This is a genomic window from Hymenobacter sp. HDW8, assembly GCF_011305775.1.
Lineage (GTDB): Bacteria > Bacteroidota > Bacteroidia > Cytophagales > Hymenobacteraceae > Hymenobacter > Hymenobacter radiodurans.
In genome coordinates this window covers 3,284,152-3,305,458 of the sequence record NZ_CP049907.1, presented here as the reverse complement: position 1 = coordinate 3,305,458, position 21,307 = coordinate 3,284,152, and the positions used below count along the sequence as shown (strand labels likewise).

Genomic DNA, 21,307 nt, shown 5'->3' with positions numbered 1-21,307 from the left:
TACCTCAACCTATACTTGGAGGAATAGATTAATCACTGGGGGGCTTTTTTGAGTCGTGATACGTGCTATTGTACTAAATCCGGGTGATGCCGTGAATTCGTATGCTTGTTTTTGAAGGAATAACGTGACAATGATCTGGGCAGTCAAGCCGGTAAATCAACACTGAAATTGCCGCACGTTATTTGCAATATCTTGTTAGGGGCAGCGCTGGTGCGTTGTTATTACTCAGCAGTAAACCCACTACTAGCCTGTATATAGGGGGTTTGCAACAGTTAATGATAGTAGTTTTTGAAAATTAGAAATAATAAATACTTGATTTACAATATTTAATAGTTTGTTTTGAATCCGTAAAAAAAAATATTTTAACAGATTCTTTATCGCGTTGTATTTGGTCAACTAGTTTTATACATTTGATTCTCCCAGTTATCTTTTTATAAGAATTATCTCTTTCACCGGCAACCTGCACTATTTGACCTAAAGCTCTACGTTCTCTTAACCCGTAGCCTTTATGGAAACCATGCAGCCGAGTGATTCCGCGTTGATTTCGCTCTACATTGCCGGCAAAGAAGATGCATTCGCTCTCTTGCTGGAGCGGCACAAAGCCCGCGTCTTCACTACTATTATGCTCATCGTGCGCGATGAAGCCGTTGCTGAAGACTTACTCCAAGACACCTTTATAAAAGCCATCCACACCATGAAGGGTGGACGCTATAATGAGGAAGGAAAATTTTCTTCCTGGATTTGCCGCATTGCCCACAATTTGGCCATTGACTGCTTCCGCCGCGAAAAACGCAAACCTTTATTGAGTCTGGATACAACAAGCCACGCCTTTAATTCGTTGGCTTTAGCGGAGGAGGGCGCGGAAGCGACCATCACCCGCGAAGAGACCCATGCCCGGTTGCGCGAATTAATTCAGGACCTGCCCGCGGCGCAGAAGGAAGTGCTTGTTATGCGTCATTATGGCGATATGAGCTTTCAGGAAATCGCCGATGCAACGGGGGTCAGCATTAATACCGCTTTGGGGAGGATGCGCTACGCGCTTATCAACCTGCGGAAAAAAATGGCCGCACAACCCGTTTTCTATGATCAAAACATTTACCCACGAGAAACTGATCCGGTACGTATACAACGAGTTGCCGGATAAGGAGCGCCAGGAAATAGAACAAGCCTTGGCGCACGATGCTGATTTAGCGGCCCGCTGTGCCGATTTGCTGCTGGCCCAGCGCTGCCTCACCAGCTTGCAGCGAGGCCCCCGGCCCGCCACTACCCAAGCCATTCTACAGTATTCGCGCACCTTTCTGACGCCGTCGTAGAAGAGAAAAGAGGGAATGAGTAATGAGAGTAGCGTATTTTGCTGCTTCATACTCATTCCCTCTTTTTATGCGCAAGGCCGAACGGTTTCGTCGCTTTCTGGACTACTTCACCACGAACTTTCCGGAGCCGCAAACTGAGCTACAATACTCCAATCCCTATGAGTTAATTGTGGCCGTGGTGCTCAGCGCTCAGTGCACCGATAAGCGCGTTAACCTAGTAATGCCCGAGTTACTACGTCACTTTCCGACACCGGCGCACTTAGGCGCGGCATCAGCAGATGATGTTTACCCTTTTATCCGCAGCGTATCCTACCCGAACAATAAGGCGAAACACTTAGCTGGCTTGGGGCGGATGCTAATGGAGGACTTTGGGGGTGAAGTTCCGAGCACCATTGAGGAGCTACAGCGCTTGCCCGGCGTCGGCCGAAAGACGGCGAATGTGGTTGTATCCGTTATTTACAATCAGCCTGCAATGGCCGTAGACACGCACGTCTTCCGTGTGTCGCACCGACTAGGGCTAGTCAATCGCTCTTCTACTACGCCCCTGGCCGTAGAGAAAGACTTGGTGCGTTACATCCCCGAACTCCTGATTCCGAAGGCTCATCACTGGCTGATTCTGCATGGCCGCTACATCTGCGTAGCACGTCAGCCCAAATGCGCTATTTGTCCCCTAACGAATATTTGTAAATACTACGCGGAGCATTATGGCTTGCCTTCTCATAATAGTAGTGGCTCCTTAACTGAGCCGAAATTGCCCCCCAGCGGGCCTTATATTCCATCTACAGGTACAATATAGTACATAAGTAGTTCTAGTTGGTATTAGACACAGCGCTTTCTATCACTTTCTGCACATCCGCGGCAATCACTTTTCTATCGAAGCGAAGTAAAGCGGTAGCCCTTCCCCTTTCTCCAGCTTGCTTTAAGGCTGTGGGTTTGGCCAAGAGGTCACTTAAACACGAAGCCATAGTAGATGCATTGCCAGCGGGAGTGTACCAACCACACTTGTAGTCTTCCACCCACTTTTTTGTCCACCCGTTGTTCGTGACGACTACTGGTGTACCGACCGCAAGGCTATCGTAGAATTTGGCAGGAGAATTTGCATCTAATACCGGCAAATTCAAGAAAGAAACTATCGACACTTCGGCCAACTTAAACCATGTGAACACCTTGTGGCGGGGCTGGGGGGCAATTATGCAAATCCCAGTGCATCGGGCTGCTGCTGCTTGGATTAGGGGCTCATGAAAGCCATGCCCCATAAATAACCACGTAACATCCGGATGGCTGGGGGCCATTTTTTCGGCGGCGGCAACCAACGTGGGAATATCATTAGCCCGCCCGAAAGTACCTGCGTACAGCACCACTCTACGCCCTATTAAGCCCTGCTCCTGCCGCAGAGCCATTACGGCCGCATCGGTGGCCGTGGCAGCTAAAGGGAAGTCCGTACCGTTGAGAACCGTGGTTATTTTAGCTGAGCTTATCCCTAGCGCCTCAACGTAGTGCGACATATCGGGCGATAGGGGTAGGATGTGTTTTGCGCTAGCATAAAGACCTCTCTCTAACGCAAACAGACGTCGTTGCGCTATTTTATTTGGTACGGCACCCATGGCGATTGGAAAAGACGGCCACAAGTCCTGCACTTCAAACACCCACGGCACCCGACGTAGCCGGGCAACTTGCGCGGCGGCCCAGGCCGCCGTGAGCGGCGTAGATATTCCCCAGATAACATCTGGCTTCTCTAAGCGCAGGCCCTCGCGCAGGGCATAGGCTGCGTATTGCCCAAAAGCCAATGCCCGCCGGCCGACACCCATCTTATTATGGTACGGTACTTCGGCGGCTCGCATTTCTACACCTTCTGGCACCCACGGGAACTGTTGGGTAAGGCGCTGTGACTCCCACGTACGCGTCGTTATAAGTGATACGCGGTGCGTACGGGCTAAATGCGCCAGCAAGGTGTAGTGCCGACTGGTGGCCGGACAATCGGGGTTTGTATGATACTGACTGAAAACCGCGATATGCACTTCGGCAACTAAAACTAGCTTCTTATTTCCCTTTCTTATTCGTTGAAAGCAGCTTCCCTTTCAAATCACTTCCGCTTCGGGCGATAGCGCGACTCGTTCAGAATAGCCTGCGGATCCTTCATCGCCATAAGTTGAGCCAGTGTCACATTGGGATGCGTTTCCATGTACTTGCGCACAATTTGCCAACCTACCCAGGCCCCAATCCGTCCGGGGGCCGTTTTGGCAATTTCGGGCACGTTTGGTCGCTCGCTCACGTATTTTTGAATAGTGAAAGGGCTGTTGTTATAAAGCAGCTTTTTCTCAATAAAGTGAGCCCACACCTTACTTTCATTGAACTCTAAGCCCGCCAATTCCTCAGCGGTATAGCCAATGAGCACCGAATCGGGAGTACAGGGCAGCACTTTTTCGGTGAAGTAAAGTGACTTACCCAGTTGTATCATCTCGCCCAGCATGGTTTGCTGGTTGGCGGGCAACGGTTGGTTGTACTTGCTGGAAATAGCCTGTGCTACAGTCGGTAACAGGTGAGCTGGAGTGTAGCGCCGCAAGATGTAGCCGGGTACATTGGGGCGGTAGCTAGCTTTGGGGCCCACAAAGAAGTCAAGGCTAAGCACCATCAGGCTATCATTCACAAATAAATCCTGGCTCAGGCCGCTTACAAACGTCTTGACCGGTGGCACTCGGAAGTCCGGGAAATAATAGCGCACGTGCTGCATCAGCTGTTTTAGCTCCATCTGCAACGTATCAGTGCTAGAAAATTCGGTCAGTGTTTCGCGGCCTAGCTTCTGCAACCCTGGGTTGGTAGCCAAACGCGTGAGAGTAGCCGCCAGCGCCGCATCGGAGGGGTACTGCCGGCGCTGCAGAAACTGGTTGGCCAACAATGGGTTTCGAGCCAAAAATTGCTGGGCCTCTGCTTCGTTCTTGATTGCGAAGAATAATTGCTCCAGTCGCTCCACTTGGACGGGCGCCTCTATCTTGGCTACTTCTGGGTTAATTTCGCAGGAGTTATCCTTTTTGCAGCCAGCCAGCAGCAATAGAGTACTCAGCCAAATGGCAAAACAGGTACGCAAGGGGGCAGATTTATAATACACGGTTCTATCTTTGGGACGAAAATAGCCAAAACGAAACGCCAGCCAGTCAGCTTTCGTGTTTCAGGTGTCGTTTTATCCGTTTAATTATGAAAAAAATACTCATAGCCCTGTTCTTACTTAGCGCTTCCCTCGGCACTGCTTCCGCTCAGGTTGAAATTGGCATTAAGCTTTCACCGTCTATTGCTTACCTGCGAGCCGATGCACCTTCGCAATACAATTTTCAATCGGAGAAAAGCAAGGTCGGTATCGGTGGTGGCTTAGTTGTCGATTATTTCTTTGGCCAAAACTATGCCTTCGGTACGGGCTTACAGCTCACCAGCAAAGGCGGTACAGTTTCTTATGATGCCAACACCACCATTCAGGATAATGAACAGAAGATTAGCCTTCAGTATCTAGAGATTCCGCTAACCGTGAAGCTGTTTACCAACGATATTACCACGGATACTAAGCTTTACTTCCAGCTGGGGGGCAAAATTGGCGGCTTAGTGGCAGCCCGGATTGATGGCGAAAAATTCTACCAATTCGGTGGCGAAAAGGCCACAAAGCACTTTATCATTCCGGATGCTGCCTTACTTGGTGGCCTCGGGGCTGAATATCAAGTGGGCCAGAGCACAAAAGTGTTTGCCGGTCTCTCTTATCATCACGGCCTCGCTAATGTGGACCGTTACTTCAAAAAGAATGGTTTCAATGGTGCTACCCTAAAAAACGGAGAAGTAGCGCTTGACTTGGGTATCAAGTTCTAACCATAAGCGACCGAGAAAAAAGCCCCCCAGCAGCGTTTTCGCCAATAAAACGCTGCTGGGGGCTTTTTTGACTGCACATTACAGAACAGACCATCTCTACGCAAAAGCCCGCCTTGCTCATCCAGAGCGAGGCGGGCTTTCTTCTTGGTCAGGGGCTTTTCGCAGAAAAAACCGTTAGTCCGTAATCTCTATTTCGCGGTCTTGGAGGCGGGCCATAGCCGCTGCGGGTGAGTGCAGCTCAATGTCTTCGCCTCGCTCGTCCTCAATGCGGTAGTCGGTGAGGCCAAGGCTGGTGTCCTTGGTCACTTTTACCCACTTATAATATTTCAGATACCACTTCATTTGCTTGGAGACCAAGCCTTTGGTATAGTACGCGTACAGGAAAGGGTGCACGTGCAGGGTAATACCCGACTGGTTCTGGGTTACGAGCAAGTCTTCGATGCTGTTCTCAATCTCGTCGGTGACGAGGATGGAAGCCGAAATCTTGCCGGTGCCGCCGCAGGTGGGGCATAGCTCGCCGGTAATGATGTTTTCAGCGGGCCGCACGCGCTGCCGCGTGATTTGTAGCAGGCCGAACTTGGTGATGGGCAGAATCGTGAAGCGCGCTTTATCGTGCTTCATAATGTCCTTCACCGCGTCCTCCACCTTCTTGCGGCTCTCCGCCGACTTCATATCAATGAAATCGACGACGATAATGCCCCCCATATCGCGCAAACGCAGTTGGCGCGCCACTTCACGAGCCGCCGACATGTTTACGTGCAAAGCATTAGCCTCCTGGTCGCTCTCTTGGTTGCTCTTATTGCCCGAGTTAACGTCGATGACGTGCAAAGCTTCGGTGTGCTCAATAACGAGGTAACCACCACCGGGCACCGTTACAGTTTTGCCAAACAGCGTTTTGAGCTGCTTCTCAATGTTGAAATGCTCAAACATCTTCACCTTACCGGTGTAGTGCTTAAGCAAGCCCAACTTATCAGGAGCGATTTTCTCCAGATAGCTGCGCATCTCCTCGTACATCGGCGCCGAATCGACGGTGATGGCATCGAAGGACTCATTGAGCATATCGCGCAGCATAGAGCTAGTACGGCCCAACTCGCCCAGAATCTTATCGCGCTCCTTAGCGGTGCGCAGGGTCTGGAAGAGTTGTTCCCAGTTAGCCGTCATGCTCTGCATATCCTTATCCAGCTCGGCTACCTCGCGGCCCTCCGCTACAGTTCGGATAATGACGCCGAAGTTGTCAGGCTTAATAGAGGCGATAAGACGCTTGAGGCGGTCTCGCTCCGTACGGCTGACAATCTTCTTAGAGACGCTTATGGTATTGGAAAAAGGCACCAACACGAGGTAACGACCAGCCATCGAAATATCGGTGGATAGGCGCGGACCTTTGGTCGAGATGGGTTCTTTTACTATTTGAACCAGCAATTGCTGGCCCTTTTTGAGCACGGTGTCGATCTTGCCGACTTTGTCGAGCGGCTCCTCAAACTGAAAAGTCTTCAGTGGCCCGACGGTAATTTTCTGCGATTGTACGCCTTTCACCCACTTATTCAACGACGGGAAGTTCTCGCCCAAATCGCCATAGTGCAGAAAAGCGTCTTTTTGATACCCGATGTCAATGAACGCAGCGTTCAGACCGGGCATCACTTTCTTGACCGTACCCAGGAAGATGTCACCAACGGAATAGTTGGTGTCGTTGCGGTCGAAATGATATTCGATGAGCCGCTTGTCCTGGAGCAGGGCAATTCGTTCGCCATCCTGAGCAGAATTAATGATTAATTCGTTACTCAATGTATCGGTAGCTTAACTAATCTCCCCAAAAGCGCCTGCATTTGCCCCCCGAAACCCACAAAGGGAAGCCAGTGCACCAAGGCACCAGCTTCCCTTCCGAGCCACGGGGAAAGCATCAAACCAGTCACTCTCAAGGATACTAAATGAGAGATAAACGGACTTTGGTTGAAGCCTCAACCGTCCGCCAGCTAACCCCGCGGGGCTTACTTCTTCTTGTGACGGTTCTTACGCAGACGCTTCTTGCGCTTGTGGGTGGCAATCTTATGACGCTTTCTCTTTTTACCGCAGGGCATGTGGTTGTAGGTTAAATGGTTGAATGATTCTATTGTCGAATGGCTGACCTTTTATTCTTCGCTCTTGCATCAAATGCAGTGAGTTTCGGAGTTACAAATCTGCCGATTTATTCCAACTTGCTCAGCTCCTCATCAACGGAGGCTGCCAAGCTTGGGTCGCTGCTTAGGCTTTTTGCTTTGGTAAAAGCCGCTCTAGCTTCTTCCTTAGCACCCGTTTGGGCCAAAGAAACGCCTAAATAAAACTGGCCGTTCACATTCTCTGGATTCACTTTTACAAGCTCCCGAAAACGCTCTACGGCTTTGTCGTACTGATTGCTTTGAATAGAGAGGATGCCCAAATTATAGAGCGCCTTCTCATTACGTGGGTTGGCGGCCAGCACCTCGCGCAGTAACGTAACGCCCTGCACGGGGTTGTCGCTGGCCATGTAGGCCATGCCCAGGTTGGTTTTGGCATCGAGGTTATCGGGGTTGTTTTTCAACACCTTCTCGTAGAGCTCGCGCGTCTTTGCACTTAGCGCTTTGGCTCGCTCCTCGGTAGCAGCAAAGCCAAAGGCCTCGAAGTACTCATCGGCAGCACGTTTCCAGGCTTGCTCGCCCGGACGCACAATAGCTACCTGCTCGTAGTAATAGCCAGCGCTATCAAACTTAGCGATATCCTTATACTTAGTAGCCAAGTCAGAGGCTACGCGCAGACGAGCCTGCGGATCGCGCTCCTTATTGTAGCGCGCGGCCAATTGCTTGATTTCGCGGCTTTGCTCGGCTGTAGCCTGCTGATGTGGCTGTTCAGGTGTAGCACCCGCAGGGCCAGCTGTTTGCTCTTGGTCACCCGAAGAAGCAATAGCCTTCGACCCATTAGTAGCAGGGCCGCCACCGTCACGGTTGGCCGTGCGAGCTGCATCCTGATTCATTTCCCCTTTACCTTCTTTGGGCTTCACCGTTACCTTAGGCAACAGAAACAACCCAGCCACCAGCACAAGAGCGATGACTAGTATAATTAACTGATGTGAACGGGAACGTGATGCCATACAGAAAAAGCAGGCCGTCGGGCCCCCAGTTATGGAACGCCCGACGGCTAGCCGGCAAAAATTAAACGAAAGAAAAAGAGAAATTAAGCCTGAGCTGTTTCCTTGATTTTCTTGCTGTTCTTGATTTTGCCGATGAATGTTTTCGACGGCTTGAAGCTAGGAATAAAGTGCTCGTCGATAATGATCGACGTATTTTTAGAGATGTTACGAGCCACTTTCTTTGCCCGCTTCTTGTTTACGAAGCTGCCAAAGCCGCGTACGTAGATGTTGTTGCCGTCGGCCATCGAATCCTTTACTACTTTGAAGAAGGCTTCAACGGTAGCTGACACGTCTCCTTTTTCGATGCCGGTCTTGTCGGCAATCTCGGCGATTACTTCTGCTTTAGTCACGCTGGTAAATGAAATGTACTATGGAGAGAAAAAATATGCTGGGCAAAATATCCCGATTCAACACGTAAGCCCTTGCCCGGTAAGCTGTTCGCTTATGAATTGGGGCCACAAAGGTAGTTTCCTTTTTTGGTTTTGCAACATTATTTACTGATTCCACACGGCTCTGTCTTTCTTTCCTAAATTATTTATTCTCAATATATTGACTTCCCTCTCTTCTACTTCTGCCCACCCTTTCTTTGCCTCTGCTCTACTTGAATGGTACCCACGTCACCGCCGCGACCTGCCTTGGCGCCACACGCGTGATCCATACGCTATTTGGCTCTCAGAAGTCATTTTGCAACAAACTCGTGTGAAGCAGGGCCTCCCCTACTACCTCGACTTTGTAACAACTTATCCCACCGTTCAGGAGTTAGCGGCGGCTCCCGAGGATGAAGTCATGCGTCACTGGCAGGGACTGGGTTATTATTCTCGGGCCCGCAACATGCATCACACCGCCAAACAAGTTACAAGTGAGTTTGGGGGGCAATTTCCAGGCTCTTATGACGGCTTGCTCCAACTTAAAGGTGTAGGGCAATACACCGCGGCCGCTATTGCCTCTTTTGCCTACGACGAACAGGTAGCTGTCCTCGATGGCAATGTGTATCGGGTGCTGGCCCGCGTGTTTGGCATCAGCGCGGATATAGCTGCGCCTGCTAGCCGCAAGGTGTTCCAACAATTAGCTGACTCGCTTATTCCGGCGGCCTCGCCAGCGGAGTTCAACCAAGCTATCATGGAGTTTGGCGCTATTCAGTGCACGCCTTTAAAACCTGACTGTCTTTTTTGCCCCCTACAAGGTCAGTGCTTTGCTTTTCAGCACGGCATGGTGCAGGAGTTGCCCGTAAAAAGTAAAGCCAAAGCGGCACGCACGCGCTATTTCCACTACATGGTCTTGCGCTACGAGGACACCGTCTACCTGCGTAAACGCACGGAAAAAGACATCTGGCAAGGCCTCTATGATTTTGCCCTTACTGAAACTGATGGCCCCAATTTGCCCCCCACCGACCTGCTTGATGCAGTAGAAGCCTTGGGGGGCAAATTGGACACTAATAGCGTGGAGGAGCCAGCTTACGCAGCTCGACATGTGCTAAGTCATCAAAAAGTGGAGGCGCGTTTTCACCCTGTTTGGCTAGAGGCGCCACTCCCCGCTGCGGCATTAACGGCTAGCGGTTTGGCAGCTTTTACTAGTGCCGAAATTGAGCAGTTGCCCAAGGCCGTTTTGATCAGTAATTACTTAGGAAGACCCAGCTTTTAAGCCGTTTTGGGCTTGGATGCCCCGCGCTTTTTTTGTATCTTTAAAGGAATAGGAAGCGGCTTATTTAGCTTCATAACCCCTTATTAATCAGGCTATGTCAGCAGGAGTTAACAAAGTAATATTAGTTGGAAATCTGGGCAAAGACCCGGAAGTACGCCACTTAGAAGGCGGCGTAAGCGTGGCCAATTTTACCTTAGCTACAAACGAGTATCACAAGGATAAAAACGGCGCCCGTATTGAGCGTACCGAGTGGCATAACATCACTGCTTGGCGTGGCTTGGCGGAGGTAGCGGAGAAGTATTTGCGCAAAGGCCACCAGGTATATATTGAAGGTCGCATCCGGACGCGCCAGTATCAGGACAAAGACAATCAGACCCGCTACATCACCGAAATTGTGGCTGATGAAATGACTATGCTGGGTGGCAAGCCTCATACTGACGGAACTACTACTCAGGCTGCACCGACTCCGGAGGCTCAGACGTTCCGTCAGGAGCCGGAACTCGACCAGTTGCCTTTCTAAAATTACCCTAGCGGGTAGTAATGCTTGAAAGCCTCGGCACGAAGCCGAGGCTTTTTGCGTTTCAAGTGTCTCGCGAATAAATTGGTAGAATCAGCAGATGGAGACAACATCTTCTTTTCCGCCTACCTTTGATTATCATCTTCGCATTGTTTCAAATGCCTGTTTTTCGACTTTATCGTAGCCTGAGTGCAGTTCTGCTTTTTGTGGGTGCCTCACTTACTTCTTGCACATCTTCCGGGGGCGACTATACACCTAAGCCTAAAGGGTATAATCGTATTGATTTGCCCCCCCACTCCTACCAGCAACTCCCGTCGGGCCGCCCCTATACATTTGAGTATTCGCAGCACGCGCGTATTCTGCGGGATTCATCATACTTAGCACAGCCCAATTGGATTAATATTTATTATCCGAAGCTAGGCGCAAATGTGCAGATCACTTATACTAACGTGCAGCAGAATCCCAAGCTGTATAATAAGATGATGGAGGATGCGCGTAAGCTCACCAGCAAGCACCAGATCAAGGCGTCAGCTATTGACGAGAGCATTATGCAAACGCCTAGCGGGATGAAAGTGGCCGTGTTTGAGCTAGCGGGTGACGTACCTAGCCAGTTTCAGTTTTATACAACGGATAGCACCAAGCATTTTTTCCGGGGGGCATTATACTTTCCTATCGCGACGGCCAATGATTCGCTCGCCCCGATCATTGACTATGTTAAGAAGGATATTGTACAGATGCTTAATACGTTGAAATATCAATAACACTTTGCTTAGTGAGCAATGCAGGGAGCCAGGACGCATTCGTCTTTTATCCTGCATTGCTCATTCCCATGAATGAGCAATTTCTTCAATACCAAAATCGAGTATTTGCGTGGGGTAGGTACCCAGCGGGCGCAGCTCCTGCAAAAGGAACTGAACCTCTTCACTTACGGCGACCTCATTCAGCGCTACCCCTTCCGCTACCTCGACCGTACCCAGTTTTATAAAATAGCGGACCTGCACGACGATCTGCCGTATGTGCAGGTGAAGGGCGTGTTGCGCAATCGTGAAGTGTTGGGCGAAGGCCCGAAACAGCGCTTGGTAGCCAAAATTGCCGACGAGAGTGGTGAGCTGGAACTGGTGTGGTTTAAAGGGGTAAAATACCTGCAAAACGTCGTCAAGAACCACCAGGAATACATTGTCTTCGGCAAGCCAACGATGTTCAATGGCAAGCCACAAATGGCTCATCCAGAACTGGAGGAAGTAACGGAAGCTAAGCCGGGCCAAAGCTTTTTGCAGCCCGTCTACAACACTACCGAGAAGCTCAAAAACTACCATCGTATTGATAGCAAGGCGCTGGCCCGCATAGTGGCCGACTTGCTCAAAATTGCCCCCCCGCATATTCCGGAGTCGTTGTCGCCGGCGCTGATTCAGCACTATGCGCTCATGGGCAAGGCAGATGCGTTGCAGCAGATTCACTTCCCGCAGAGCCCTGAGCTACTGCAAGCAGCGCGATTCCGGCTCAAGTTTGAGGAGCTATTCTATGTCCAGCTCAAGCTGTTGCGTCAGCGCGACCAGCGCAAAGTAGAGCTAGCCGGCCAGATTTTCCGGGAGGTACCATCACTGGTTGATTTCTATAAGAACCATCTTCCCTTCGACCTCACTGGTGCCCAAAAACGTGTCATTCACGACATCTACAAAGATTTTTGCGCCGGTAAGCAGATGAACCGCTTGCTACAGGGCGATGTAGGCTCGGGTAAAACCATCGTGGCCTTTATTGCTATGCTTATGGCTGCCGATAACGGTGCCCAAAGCTGCCTGATGGCCCCCACCGAAATTCTGGCCGATCAGCACTATGTTGGCCTCAAAGCGTACGCCGACCAGTTGGGTATTAGTATAGGCAAGCTCACCGGCAGTACGCGCACTGCAGAGCGCCGGGTGTTGCATGAAGCACTGCGCGCAGGTCAGATGCATATGCTGGTGGGTACTCATGCCCTGCTGGAAGATGTAGTGCAATTCCGCAACCTGGGCCTAACCATTATGGATGAGCAGCACCGCTTCGGCGTGGCGCAACGATCCAAGCTCTGGCAGAAGAACCCGCACATCATACCTCATGTGCTAGTGATGACCGCTACGCCCATTCCGCGCACGCTGGCCATGACTTTATACGGGGATCTTGATGTCTCAGTGATTGATGAGCTACCAGCGGGTCGCAAGCCCATCGTGACGGTGCATCGCTATGATGCTAACCGGCTCAAAGTATTTCAATTTCTGCGCGACCAAATCAATCTAGGTCGGCAGGTATACATCGTATATCCGCTCATTGAGGAATCGGAAACGCTGGACTACAAAGATCTCACAGACGGCTACGAAAGTGTGGCGCGCGCCTTTCCCGAGTTTCAGATCAGCATTGTGCATGGGCGGATGCGGGCCGAAGAGAAGGATTTCGAGATGCAGCGCTTCATAAAAAAGGAAACGAAGATCATGGTGGCAACCACCGTCATTGAAGTAGGCGTGAATGTGCCTAATGCCTCCGTGATGGTAATAGAAAGCTCGGAGCGATTTGGCTTATCGCAGCTACACCAGTTGCGGGGCCGGGTGGGCCGGGGTGCTGATCAGAGCTATTGCATCCTGATGTCGGGCTATAAGCTCAGCAAGGATTCCCGCACTCGCCTCGAAACTATGGTGCGGACGAATAATGGCTTCGAGATTGCCGACATCGACTTGAAGCTACGCGGCCCCGGCGACCTGATGGGCACCCAGCAAAGTGGCGTACTTGATCTACTTATCGCCGACTTAGCCAAGGATGGCCGTATTCTGAGCGAGTCGCGGGCGGCAGCTCAGCAGTTGCTCAGTGAAGATCCAGGTCTTAGCCGGCCCGACAACCTCAATATTCGTCGCCATATCGAGTCGTTGCCCGCCACAGCCGTCAATTGGAGCCGAATTAGCTAACGTGCGCTTAGCTAATGAAGATAAAAAAAGCAACTAACTAGTTGCTTATCAGGTACTTGGCTCTAATTATTACTTAACTGGGCTTGTTCTTGCAACCACCACTGCTTACCATCGCCTGAGGTAGTACCTTGCAATGTAGCCTGCCGCGAAAAGAAAGAAACCATATGCACAGATAGCTCATTGGGAGCAACACGCTTAGCAGCAATATCTCCGGCAACAGGCTCTTTCGCCAACTTACCAACTATGATCAGGCTAAACAGTAATAAAAACTTGAGTAATGATTTCATAATGTAGGTAAGCTAATAAACGACTGCCTTAAAGGGGCACAAAGTTAAAGCCAAAGGTGGTAAAGAGGCAAGGAAACAAATGACAAAGGCGAGGAAAGGCGATTTAAAAGCTCCTGAAGCGTTTTTTTATTTTTGTTACTCCTTTCATCTGCCATTTTTAAAGGCATAAGTAGTAAGCGCTTACCGGCAATTTCATATTCGCCAATATTCTATCCACAAAGTAAGCGTACTCAAACCCTAATATTGAACACCAGAATATTAAGGCTTCATCAAGAAATGGTTACTTACTGATGCACTACCCGACTGGTAGCGGCGCCATATACGAGATGCCGTCGAAGATGGATACCTTTGATCCTATTTATTTCTGCTAATTATCATTTTTCCAATCTAACTGTCTTTCAACGTGCGATTTATATTTCCTCTTTCTCATTGCCTTATTTGGGCCATCAGTCTGGTCTTGGCTTTACCGGCGTTAGGGCAACGGGTAAAATCGGTAGCCTTTACCTACTTGCCCGAAAAGACGGACGACCGCTATAACCAACGGGTAGCCAAAAAAACGCTTACTCTGCCAGATGGTGGCTTCGTAATCTTAGCGCACCACACGGCTACTGAGTATGCGGTGGAGCGTTATGACAAAGAGCTAAAGCGCCTATGGTCAACGGCCCTACCAGTTACAGTGGAGGAAAGCATTGATGGATTTGAGCATAGTAGTCAGCAGGTTACAGCCATTATCTACCACAAAGACGGTGCAGCCCAAAGCTTAGCCGCGCAGCCGTTTGATTTGAGCACCGGTAAAATTGCCCCCCGGAAAAAGCTTACCGAAACTACTGCCCGCAACCGTCGCCCAGGGGCAGCTTTCTCCCCGGACGGTACTAAAATTGTGGCGTGGCAGTACGTCACCCGCGATGAGCAGATTCGGTCTATCAGCGCCAGCGTGTACGATGAGAAACTAACAAAGCTCAAGGATCGAGTTTACAATTTTCAGGATCTGGGGGGCTTTTTTTCGACAACTATTCATGTCGACAACGAGGGCACGCAGTACGTAACGCTGCTGAGCGACGAGATGAAGAAGCTCACGGTGCGCCGTTACCGCAATGATAATCCGGACATTAAAGTGATGTCGGTGGCCGTGGGGGCTCCTTTGAGGGCAAGAGCATTATGGTGTTCGACGCCAAGTTTGCCCTTCAACCGGACTCCACACTCTACGCCGCCGCTATTTGCACGGAGCGCCTCACGGGCCTTTACTATAGCCTGAAAGTAGTAAAGTTCGATTTTGCGGGCCAAGGGACCATGAAGTTTGCCCCCGAGTTCCGCTTCAAGCCCGAATACTTAGCAGAAGTAAACAAGGCGACCCAATCAACGGCGAAGCGGCTGGAAGACGTGTATCTAAACGACTTGCTCTTCACCGCGGAAAAGCAGATGATCGTCATGGCGGAAAAGAAATATGAAGAGGGCGGCGATACTTCGCCAGTGCATGCCCGTGAGCTGCACTTGTTTGGCTACAACGAGTTTCAACTCCCCGAGTGGCACAGTATCATTGATAAAAAGCAGGTAGCCTCACCTGCAGAAGCCTTTGCTGGAATCGGTTACCGAGTAGCGGTTTTTGGTCACGAAATCCATATTCTGACGCAGGAAAAGCTAAAAGGCAAATCGGACTTATACTTGCGCCGGGTGAACGCACAAACTGGTGTAGTAGAACCGGCTAAAGGCTTAGGCCTTAACGTAGCCAATGACCAGCAGCTAGCTTATGTAAAGGACTTTACCGCTTGGCTAGACCCCAAAACTATCGTAGGTGTGAGCCGACCAAGCAAGAAATCGGCAGCCTTACAGCTGAATAAAATTGCTGTAAAGTAGTTACTACTTGTTAAGCATAAAAAAGCCCCCCAGACGAACTCTGGGGGCTTTTTTCTTAGAAATATGTGTCAACTAGTACACGTATTCGTTCGCCTCAATCATGGCCGCGGCAATGCGGCGACGGGCTTCTTTGGTGTTGAATAGCTCGGCTTTAGTGAAGCGCTTAAGGCCGGTAGCCAGTAGTCGCTGCTCGTCGCCTTCCGTCATGGCGGCAATCGCGTCTTTGGCAGACTTGGTTACTAAGTCAATGGTGTCGGCCAAGTACACGCGGGCAATGTCAATCTGGTTGGCCAGTGCGGCTTCGTTTTTCAGGCTAATTTCCTTCTCAACGCGCAGCAACGTGCTCTCGGCAGTGTATACCTTGATGGACATGTCGGCGATGTTCATCAGCACTTCCTGCTCTTTGGCCAGTGAGTTCATGTACTTCTGAACGGCCGTGCCAGCTACCATCAGAATAGCTTTCTTGAGGTTAGCAATGATCTTCTTCTCTGCACCAAACAGTGAATCATCAGCCTCGGCAAAGTCCGGGATAGCGAGTAATTCTTGCTGTACCGCTTGGGCCGGGCCCATCAAATCTAGCTCGCCTTTTAAACCCTTTTTCAGGATCATGTCAACGGCCAGCATGCGGTTGATTTCGTTGGTACCTTCAAAGATGCGGTTGATACGGGAGTCGCGGTAAGCACGGTCCATGGGGTAATCGGCCGAAAAGCCGTAGCCGCCGAAGATCTGCACGCCTTCATCGCACACGAAGTCAAGTACTTCCGATCCCTCTACCTTTAGCATGGCGCATTCTACGGCAAACTCGCGAGCAGCACCCAGCAGCGCTTCGTTCGATGATTTGCCTTGGCTCAACAACTCCTGCTCCATGCGGTAAATGTCCATGCCAGCGCGGTAAATAGCCGATTCAGCCGCGTATACGCGGATGGCTTGCTCGGCTAGCTTGTGGCGAATAGCACCGAATTTAGAGATGGGCAGCTTAAACTGCACCCGCTCATTGGCATACTTGATACTCAGGTTAAGCGCCATTTTGCTGGCACCTAAGCAAGCCGCAGCCAGCTTAATGCGGCCGATGTTCAGAATGTTGAAGGCAATCAGGTGACCTTTGCCAATCTCACCAAGCACGTTCTCCTTCGGAACCGTTACGTCCGAAAGAAATACCTGCCGGGTTGAAGAACCACGAATACCCATCTTGTGCTCCTCAGGCCCGAACGTCAAACCTGGCGTGTTACGCTCTACGATAAAGCCCGTGAACTTGTCGCCATCAACCTGGGCGAAAACGATGAACACCTCGGCAAAACCAGCATTGGTAATCCACATCTTCTGACCGTTCAGCACATAGCTCTGTCCGTCTTCGGTCAGGATGGCTTTGGTTTTGGCCCCTAGTGCATCGGAGCCCGAGCCGGGCTCGGTGAGGCAATAAGCACCAGCCCACTCACCGCTTGTCAGCTTAGGCAGGTATTTGGTCTTCTGCTCTTCGTTTCCAAAGTACAGAATGGGCAGCATAGCGATACCCGTGTGCGCCGCGAAAGCCACCGGGAACGAATGGCCGCCACCTACGCCTTCCGTCACGCGCAGGGCCGTATTGAAGTCCATGTCGTAGCCGCCGTACTCGGCTGGCATCGACACGCCAAACAAACCCAACTCACCCGCTTTTTTCATCAAGCCCGCCATCAGGCCTTCCTCGTGGTTGTCGAGGCGGTCCAGCAGCGGGTATACTTCACTAGTCACGAAGTCCAGACAGGTCTGGTACATCATGTTTTGCTCCTCAGTGAATTCAGCAGGAGTAAACACGTCTTGGGCGTCCGTCTCCTTAATGATGAATTCACCGCCTTTTCTGAGTTTGTTCGATACTTCCATGACTATGTGAGGTTGAGAGTTGAGGTTGATTCAATGGGGATAAATAGCAATGAAACTATTAGGCTTGCCGAGCATTCGGGGCAAAAGCTTCCTTTGATTTCATTACCGAAATATACAAAAATATGTTATGCTTGCCGAGTACTTAGTGGAAAGAAAACCCCGTTTATTTCGGGGCTTTCTTTCCACTAATACAAACAGGATATCGTCCTGTCAAGTTCTAACGTCGGGCTACTTCAGCAGTTCGTAAATACCGGCTACGCCTTGGCCACCACCTACACAGGCGGTTACCATGCCGTACTTCTTGCCCCGCTCGCGCAGTTCGTCGAAGAGTTGAATACTGAGCTTAGCACCGGAGCAACCTAGCGGGTGGCCCAAAGCAATAGCGCCGCCGTTCACATTGAGCTTTTCCTCATCAATTCCCAACTCACGCATTACAGCAATAGACTGAGAAGCGAAGGCCTCATTTAGCTCAATCAGATCAATATCGTCGAGCTTCATACCGGCTTGCTTCAGCGCTTTCGGCACGGCCTTGATAGGGCCCATACCCATGATGCGCGGGTCAACACCTTCGGCGGCGTAGGTCACCATGCGAGCGATGGGCTCCAGGTTCAACTCCTTTACCATGCGCTCCGACATGACAATGACGAAAGCAGCCCCATCGGATGTCTGGGAAGAGTTGCCTGCAGTCACGCTACCGTTCGCCGCAAACACAGGGCGCAGACGGGCCAAAGCTTCAATAGATGTGTCGGCACGCGGACCTTCATCGGTGTCAACCACGTAGGAACGAGTTTTCTTTTTTCCCGACGCTTGATCGAGGTAAGTTTCCTCAACCGTGATAGGCACGATTTGCTTTTTGAATTTGCCCCCCTGAATCGCTTTGATAGCTTTTTGGTGAGAGTTGTAAGCAAATCTATCCTGGTCTTCGCGGCTGATGTTGTAGTCCTTTGCTACCGCCTCAGCAGTTAAGCCCATGCCCAGATAATAGTCTGGGTGATTTTTAACCAGGTTGTAGTTAGGCACTGTCTTCCAGCCAACAGTCGGCACTTGCGACATGTTCTCAGCGCCGCCGGCCACAATGCAGTCGGCCATGCCAGCCGTGATTTTGCTGGCAGCCATGGCAATCGTTTCGATGCCCGAGCCGCAGTAGCGATTCACGACTAAGCCCGGTACGTTTATGGGCAAAGCCAGCAGGGAAATCATCCGACCAATTTGCAGGCCTTGCTCCGCTTCAGGCACCGCGTTGCCCACAATTACGTCATCTACGCGAGTGGGATCAAGCGCGGGCACGGATGCCATCAGGTGTTTGATAACTTCAGCGGCGAGGTCATCGGTACGGGTGAAGCGGAAGCCACCGCGGGGGCTTTTCCGACGGCCGTACGATAACCAGCTACGATATATGCAGTCATTAGTGTAAGTCTTGAGGAAAGTGATAGAGTTAAAACCAGCTTCCGGCGTTAGTTTCTCAAAGGCTTGCCCGTAGTCAGAATGCTCTGAATGCGCTCCAGCGTTTTGCGCTCACCGGTGAGCGACAGGAAAGCTTCACGCTCCAGATCCAGCAGGTACTGCTCGCTTACTTCCGTAGGCTGCGACAAGTCGCCGCCGCACATGATGTAGGCCAGTTTATTGGCAATTTTCACGTCGTGCTCCGAGATGTAATTGCCTTCCTTCATGGCATATACACCACTCATAAACATACCCAGCGCTCCTTTGCCGTGCACCTTGATATTGGTTTTCTGCACGGGCATGGTATACCCAGCATCAGCTAAATCCAGCGCCTCGGCTTTCGCTTGGGCGATAACCCGCTGGCTGTTTACCACGATTTCATCGCCCCGACGTAGGAAACCTAGATCAAATGCTTCGGCGGCGGAGGTAGAAACCTTGGCCGTGCTTACCGTTACAAACGTGTTGCGCAGCAAGTTAAATTCCGGTTCGCCCTCCTCGTACTTCGCGGCCGTGCGCAGGGTCATTTCCTTGGTGCCACCACCCGCCGGAATTACACCTACCCCAAATTCCACCAAGCCCATATACGTCTCGGCCGAGGCAACTACCTTATCAGCATGCAGACAGATTTCGCAGCCGCCGCCCAAAGACAAGCCGTGCGGCGCTGTCACGACGGGAATGCTGGAATACCGCATCCGCATCATGGCGTTCTGGAACTGCTTAATCATCAAGTTTACCTCGTCGAACTCCTGTTCGATGGCATACATGTAGAGCAGCGCCAAATTGGCCCCCGCCGAAAAGTTGGGTGCGTCATTGCCTACCACGAGCGCGCGGTAGCCAGCTTCGGCCATATCCACGCCCTTCATCAGCCCCTGAATAACATCGGAGCCGAGAGTGTTCATTTTGGAATGAAACTCTACGCCTAATACTCCATCGCCGAGGTCATGTATGCTGGCGCCCGCGTTTTTCCAGAGCACTTTGCCCGTGGCCCGCAGGTTGTCGAGAATGATAAAGTTCTCGACGCCCGGAATCGGCTGGTAGCTCTTGCTTTCGAGGTCGTAGAACTGCTTGGTGCCCGTTTCGGATACTTTGTAGAAAGACGTGTGGCCAGCGGCCACCATCTCCTGTACCCACGCGGCGGGCTGTTTGCCTTCGGCCTGCATCAGCTCCAGGCCTTGCTGTACGCCTAGCGCGTCCCAGGTTTCAAACGGGCCCATATCCCAACCAAAGCCGGCCCGTAGCGCGTCATCTATCTTATAGAGAGAATCCGTGATTTCGGGAATGCGGTTGGTGACATAGGCAAATAGGCCGGCGAACATCTTGCGGTAAAACTCGCCGGCTTTGTCTTTGCCGCTGGCTAGCACCTTAAAGCGCGGCGCCAGCTGCTCTATGGTTTTGGTCAGCTCCAGCGTAGCAAACTTCACCTTCTGGCTGGGCTGGTATTCCATCGTTTTCAGGTCGAGGGCCTGAATCTCCGATTTGCCCCCCGCGCCTTTTACTTTCTTGTAGAAGCCCTGGCCGGTCTTGTCGCCCAGCCACTTCTTCTCGCCCATTTGCTTCAGAAAGTCAGGCAGCGTAAAGACAGCTTTGGCTTCATCGTTCGGTAAGCCTTGCGCTAAGCCATTGGCTACGTTAATCAACGTATCAAGCCCTACCACATCCGAAGTGCGGAACGTAGCCGACTTGGCGTGGCCGATAACCGGACCAGTCAGCTTGTCTACCTCCTCCACCGTCAGGTCTAGCTGCTGCATAATTTGCAGCACATCCATGATGGCAAACACGCCCACGCGGTTGGCAATAAAGGCAGGCGTGTCTTTGGCTAGTACTGTGGTTTTGCCCAAGTACAAGTCGCCGTAATGCATCAGGAAATCAACCACGGTCGGATCGGTGGCCGGCGTCGGGATGATTTCGAGTAGCTTCAGGTAGCGGGGCGGATTGAAGAAGTGCGTACCGCAGAAGTGCTTTTGGAAGTCTTCGGAGCGGCCTTCCGCTAATAAATGAATTGGAATACCGGAAGTGTTCGACGTGATGAGCGTACCGGGCTTGCGCACCTTTTCCACCTTTTCGTAGAGGCTCTGTTTAATGTCGAGCCGCTCTACCACTACCTCAATGGTCCAGTCGCAGGTAGCAATGTCCTTGAGGTTATCGTCGAAGTTGCCGGTTTTAATGCGCGACGCGTCCTGCTTACGGTACAAAGGCGAAGGATTGGAGGCCACCGCTGCCTGCAAGGAAGCATTCACAATGCGGTTGCGCACGGCGGGGTTTTCCATAGTCAAGCCTTTGGCTTGCTCCTCGGGCGTGAGCTCGCGGGGCACAATGTCGAGCAGCAGTACTTGGGCACCGATATTAGCGAAATGGCAGGCAATACGCGAGCCCATCACGCCTGAGCCGAGCACGGCTACTTTCTTGATAGTTCGATTCATAAAAGCTGAAACGGGTAATCTGTTGACAGAAAATAGATTAGGTGAAAACCAAAACGC

The 21,307-nt window shown here is 51.2% G+C and carries 18 protein-coding genes and 1 pseudogene; 10 read left to right on the top strand and 9 right to left on the bottom strand.

The annotated features are described in order from the left end of the window. Positions 1-508 precede the first annotated feature (508 nt). The 3 genes from G7064_RS14085 to nth all read left to right on the top strand — a co-directional run bounded on the left by G7064_RS14085 (position 509) and on the right by nth (position 2,109). Positions 509-1,144: an RNA polymerase sigma factor gene (locus tag G7064_RS14085; protein ID WP_133274187.1), complete on the top strand. Its 636-nt coding sequence runs from the start codon at positions 509-511 to the stop codon at positions 1,142-1,144. Beyond that, positions 1,083-1,313 (top strand): hypothetical protein, encoded by a 231-nt coding sequence (locus tag G7064_RS14080; protein WP_133274188.1) that lies wholly within the window; start codon positions 1,083-1,085, stop codon positions 1,311-1,313. Before G7064_RS14085 ends, G7064_RS14080 begins: the two co-directional genes overlap by 62 nt. Before the next feature lie 67 nt (positions 1,314-1,380). Next, positions 1,381-2,109 (top strand): endonuclease III, encoded by a 729-nt coding sequence (nth, locus tag G7064_RS14075; RefSeq protein WP_166074077.1) that lies wholly within the window; start codon positions 1,381-1,383, stop codon positions 2,107-2,109. A 13-nt stretch (positions 2,110-2,122) separates the two neighbouring features. Here nth and G7064_RS14070 read toward each other — a convergent pair whose 3' ends face one another. Beyond that, positions 2,123-3,331 carry a glycosyltransferase family 4 protein gene (locus G7064_RS14070; RefSeq protein WP_166074076.1) on the bottom strand — a complete coding sequence of 403 codons (1,209 nt, stop codon included), beginning with the start codon at positions 3,329-3,331 and terminating at the stop codon, positions 2,123-2,125. 65 nt (positions 3,332-3,396) lie between these two features. Next, complete coding sequence (locus tag G7064_RS14065) at positions 3,397-4,398, bottom strand: gliding motility lipoprotein GldB (RefSeq protein ID WP_166074075.1); 1,002 nt, start codon at positions 4,396-4,398, stop codon at positions 3,397-3,399. A gap of 107 nt (positions 4,399-4,505) precedes the next feature. Here G7064_RS14065 and G7064_RS14060 point away from each other — a divergent pair, with 107 nt between their 5' ends. Further along, the gene (locus tag G7064_RS14060; RefSeq protein WP_166074074.1) at positions 4,506-5,162 is read left to right on the top strand and encodes a porin family protein; all 657 of its coding nucleotides are present in this window, start codon (positions 4,506-4,508) and stop codon (positions 5,160-5,162) included. A gap of 174 nt (positions 5,163-5,336) precedes the next feature. Here the strand turns inward: G7064_RS14060 and G7064_RS14055 are convergent, their stop codons facing one another. From G7064_RS14055 to G7064_RS14045, 3 genes are all read right to left on the bottom strand, one after another. Next, positions 5,337-6,944, bottom strand: a complete 1,608-nt coding sequence (locus G7064_RS14055) for a ribonuclease E/G (protein WP_165963667.1) — start codon at positions 6,942-6,944, stop codon at positions 5,337-5,339. A 400-nt stretch (positions 6,945-7,344) separates the two neighbouring features. Then, positions 7,345-8,262 carry a tetratricopeptide repeat protein gene (locus G7064_RS14050; RefSeq protein WP_166074073.1) on the bottom strand — a complete coding sequence of 306 codons (918 nt, stop codon included), beginning with the start codon at positions 8,260-8,262 and terminating at the stop codon, positions 7,345-7,347. An 83-nt stretch (positions 8,263-8,345) separates the two neighbouring features. Beyond that, entirely contained in the window at positions 8,346-8,651 is a 306-nt protein-coding gene (locus tag G7064_RS14045) for an HU family DNA-binding protein (RefSeq protein ID WP_084443967.1), read from the bottom strand. Positions 8,652-8,850: 199 nt separating this feature from the next. On the opposite strand from G7064_RS14045, the gene mutY reads away from it, so the two are divergent. From mutY to recG, 4 genes are all read left to right on the top strand, one after another. After that, positions 8,851-9,942: an A/G-specific adenine glycosylase gene (gene mutY, locus G7064_RS14040; protein WP_240935503.1), complete on the top strand. Its 1,092-nt coding sequence runs from the start codon at positions 8,851-8,853 to the stop codon at positions 9,940-9,942. A 94-nt stretch (positions 9,943-10,036) separates the two neighbouring features. Then, on the top strand, positions 10,037-10,462 hold the full coding sequence (locus G7064_RS14035) for a single-stranded DNA-binding protein (protein ID WP_133274194.1): 426 nt from the start codon (positions 10,037-10,039) through the stop codon (positions 10,460-10,462). Between the two features lie 128 nt (positions 10,463-10,590). Then, on the top strand, positions 10,591-11,220 hold the full coding sequence (gene gldD, locus G7064_RS14030) for a gliding motility lipoprotein GldD (RefSeq protein WP_240935502.1): 630 nt from the start codon (positions 10,591-10,593) through the stop codon (positions 11,218-11,220). A gap of 72 nt (positions 11,221-11,292) precedes the next feature. After that, on the top strand, positions 11,293-13,389 hold the full coding sequence (recG, locus tag G7064_RS14025; RefSeq protein WP_166074072.1) for an ATP-dependent DNA helicase RecG: 2,097 nt from the start codon (positions 11,293-11,295) through the stop codon (positions 13,387-13,389). A 62-nt stretch (positions 13,390-13,451) separates the two neighbouring features. Here the strand turns inward: recG and G7064_RS14020 are convergent, their stop codons facing one another. Further along, a complete protein-coding gene (locus G7064_RS14020; protein ID WP_166074071.1) occupies positions 13,452-13,676 on the bottom strand; it encodes a hypothetical protein in 225 nt (74 codons plus the stop codon). A 508-nt stretch (positions 13,677-14,184) separates the two neighbouring features. On the opposite strand from G7064_RS14020, the gene G7064_RS14015 reads away from it, so the two are divergent. Further along, a complete protein-coding gene (locus G7064_RS14015; protein WP_166074069.1) occupies positions 14,185-14,931 on the top strand; it encodes a hypothetical protein in 747 nt (248 codons plus the stop codon). Further along, positions 14,835-15,530 carry a hypothetical protein gene (locus G7064_RS14010; RefSeq protein WP_166074068.1) on the top strand — a complete coding sequence of 232 codons (696 nt, stop codon included), beginning with the start codon at positions 14,835-14,837 and terminating at the stop codon, positions 15,528-15,530. The genes G7064_RS14015 and G7064_RS14010 overlap by 97 nt, the downstream gene beginning before the upstream one ends. A gap of 72 nt (positions 15,531-15,602) precedes the next feature. Here G7064_RS14010 and G7064_RS14005 read toward each other — a convergent pair whose 3' ends face one another. From G7064_RS14005 to G7064_RS13995, 3 genes and pseudogenes are all read right to left on the bottom strand, one after another. Further along, positions 15,603-17,387, bottom strand: a complete 1,785-nt coding sequence (locus G7064_RS14005) for an acyl-CoA dehydrogenase family protein (RefSeq protein ID WP_166074067.1) — start codon at positions 17,385-17,387, stop codon at positions 15,603-15,605. Between the two features lie 228 nt (positions 17,388-17,615). Next, positions 17,616-18,793: pseudogene (locus G7064_RS14000) on the bottom strand (thiolase family protein). A gap of 48 nt (positions 18,794-18,841) precedes the next feature. After that, positions 18,842-21,250: a 3-hydroxyacyl-CoA dehydrogenase/enoyl-CoA hydratase family protein gene (locus tag G7064_RS13995; RefSeq protein ID WP_166074066.1), complete on the bottom strand. Its 2,409-nt coding sequence runs from the start codon at positions 21,248-21,250 to the stop codon at positions 18,842-18,844. Positions 21,251-21,307: the final 57 nt, after the last annotated feature.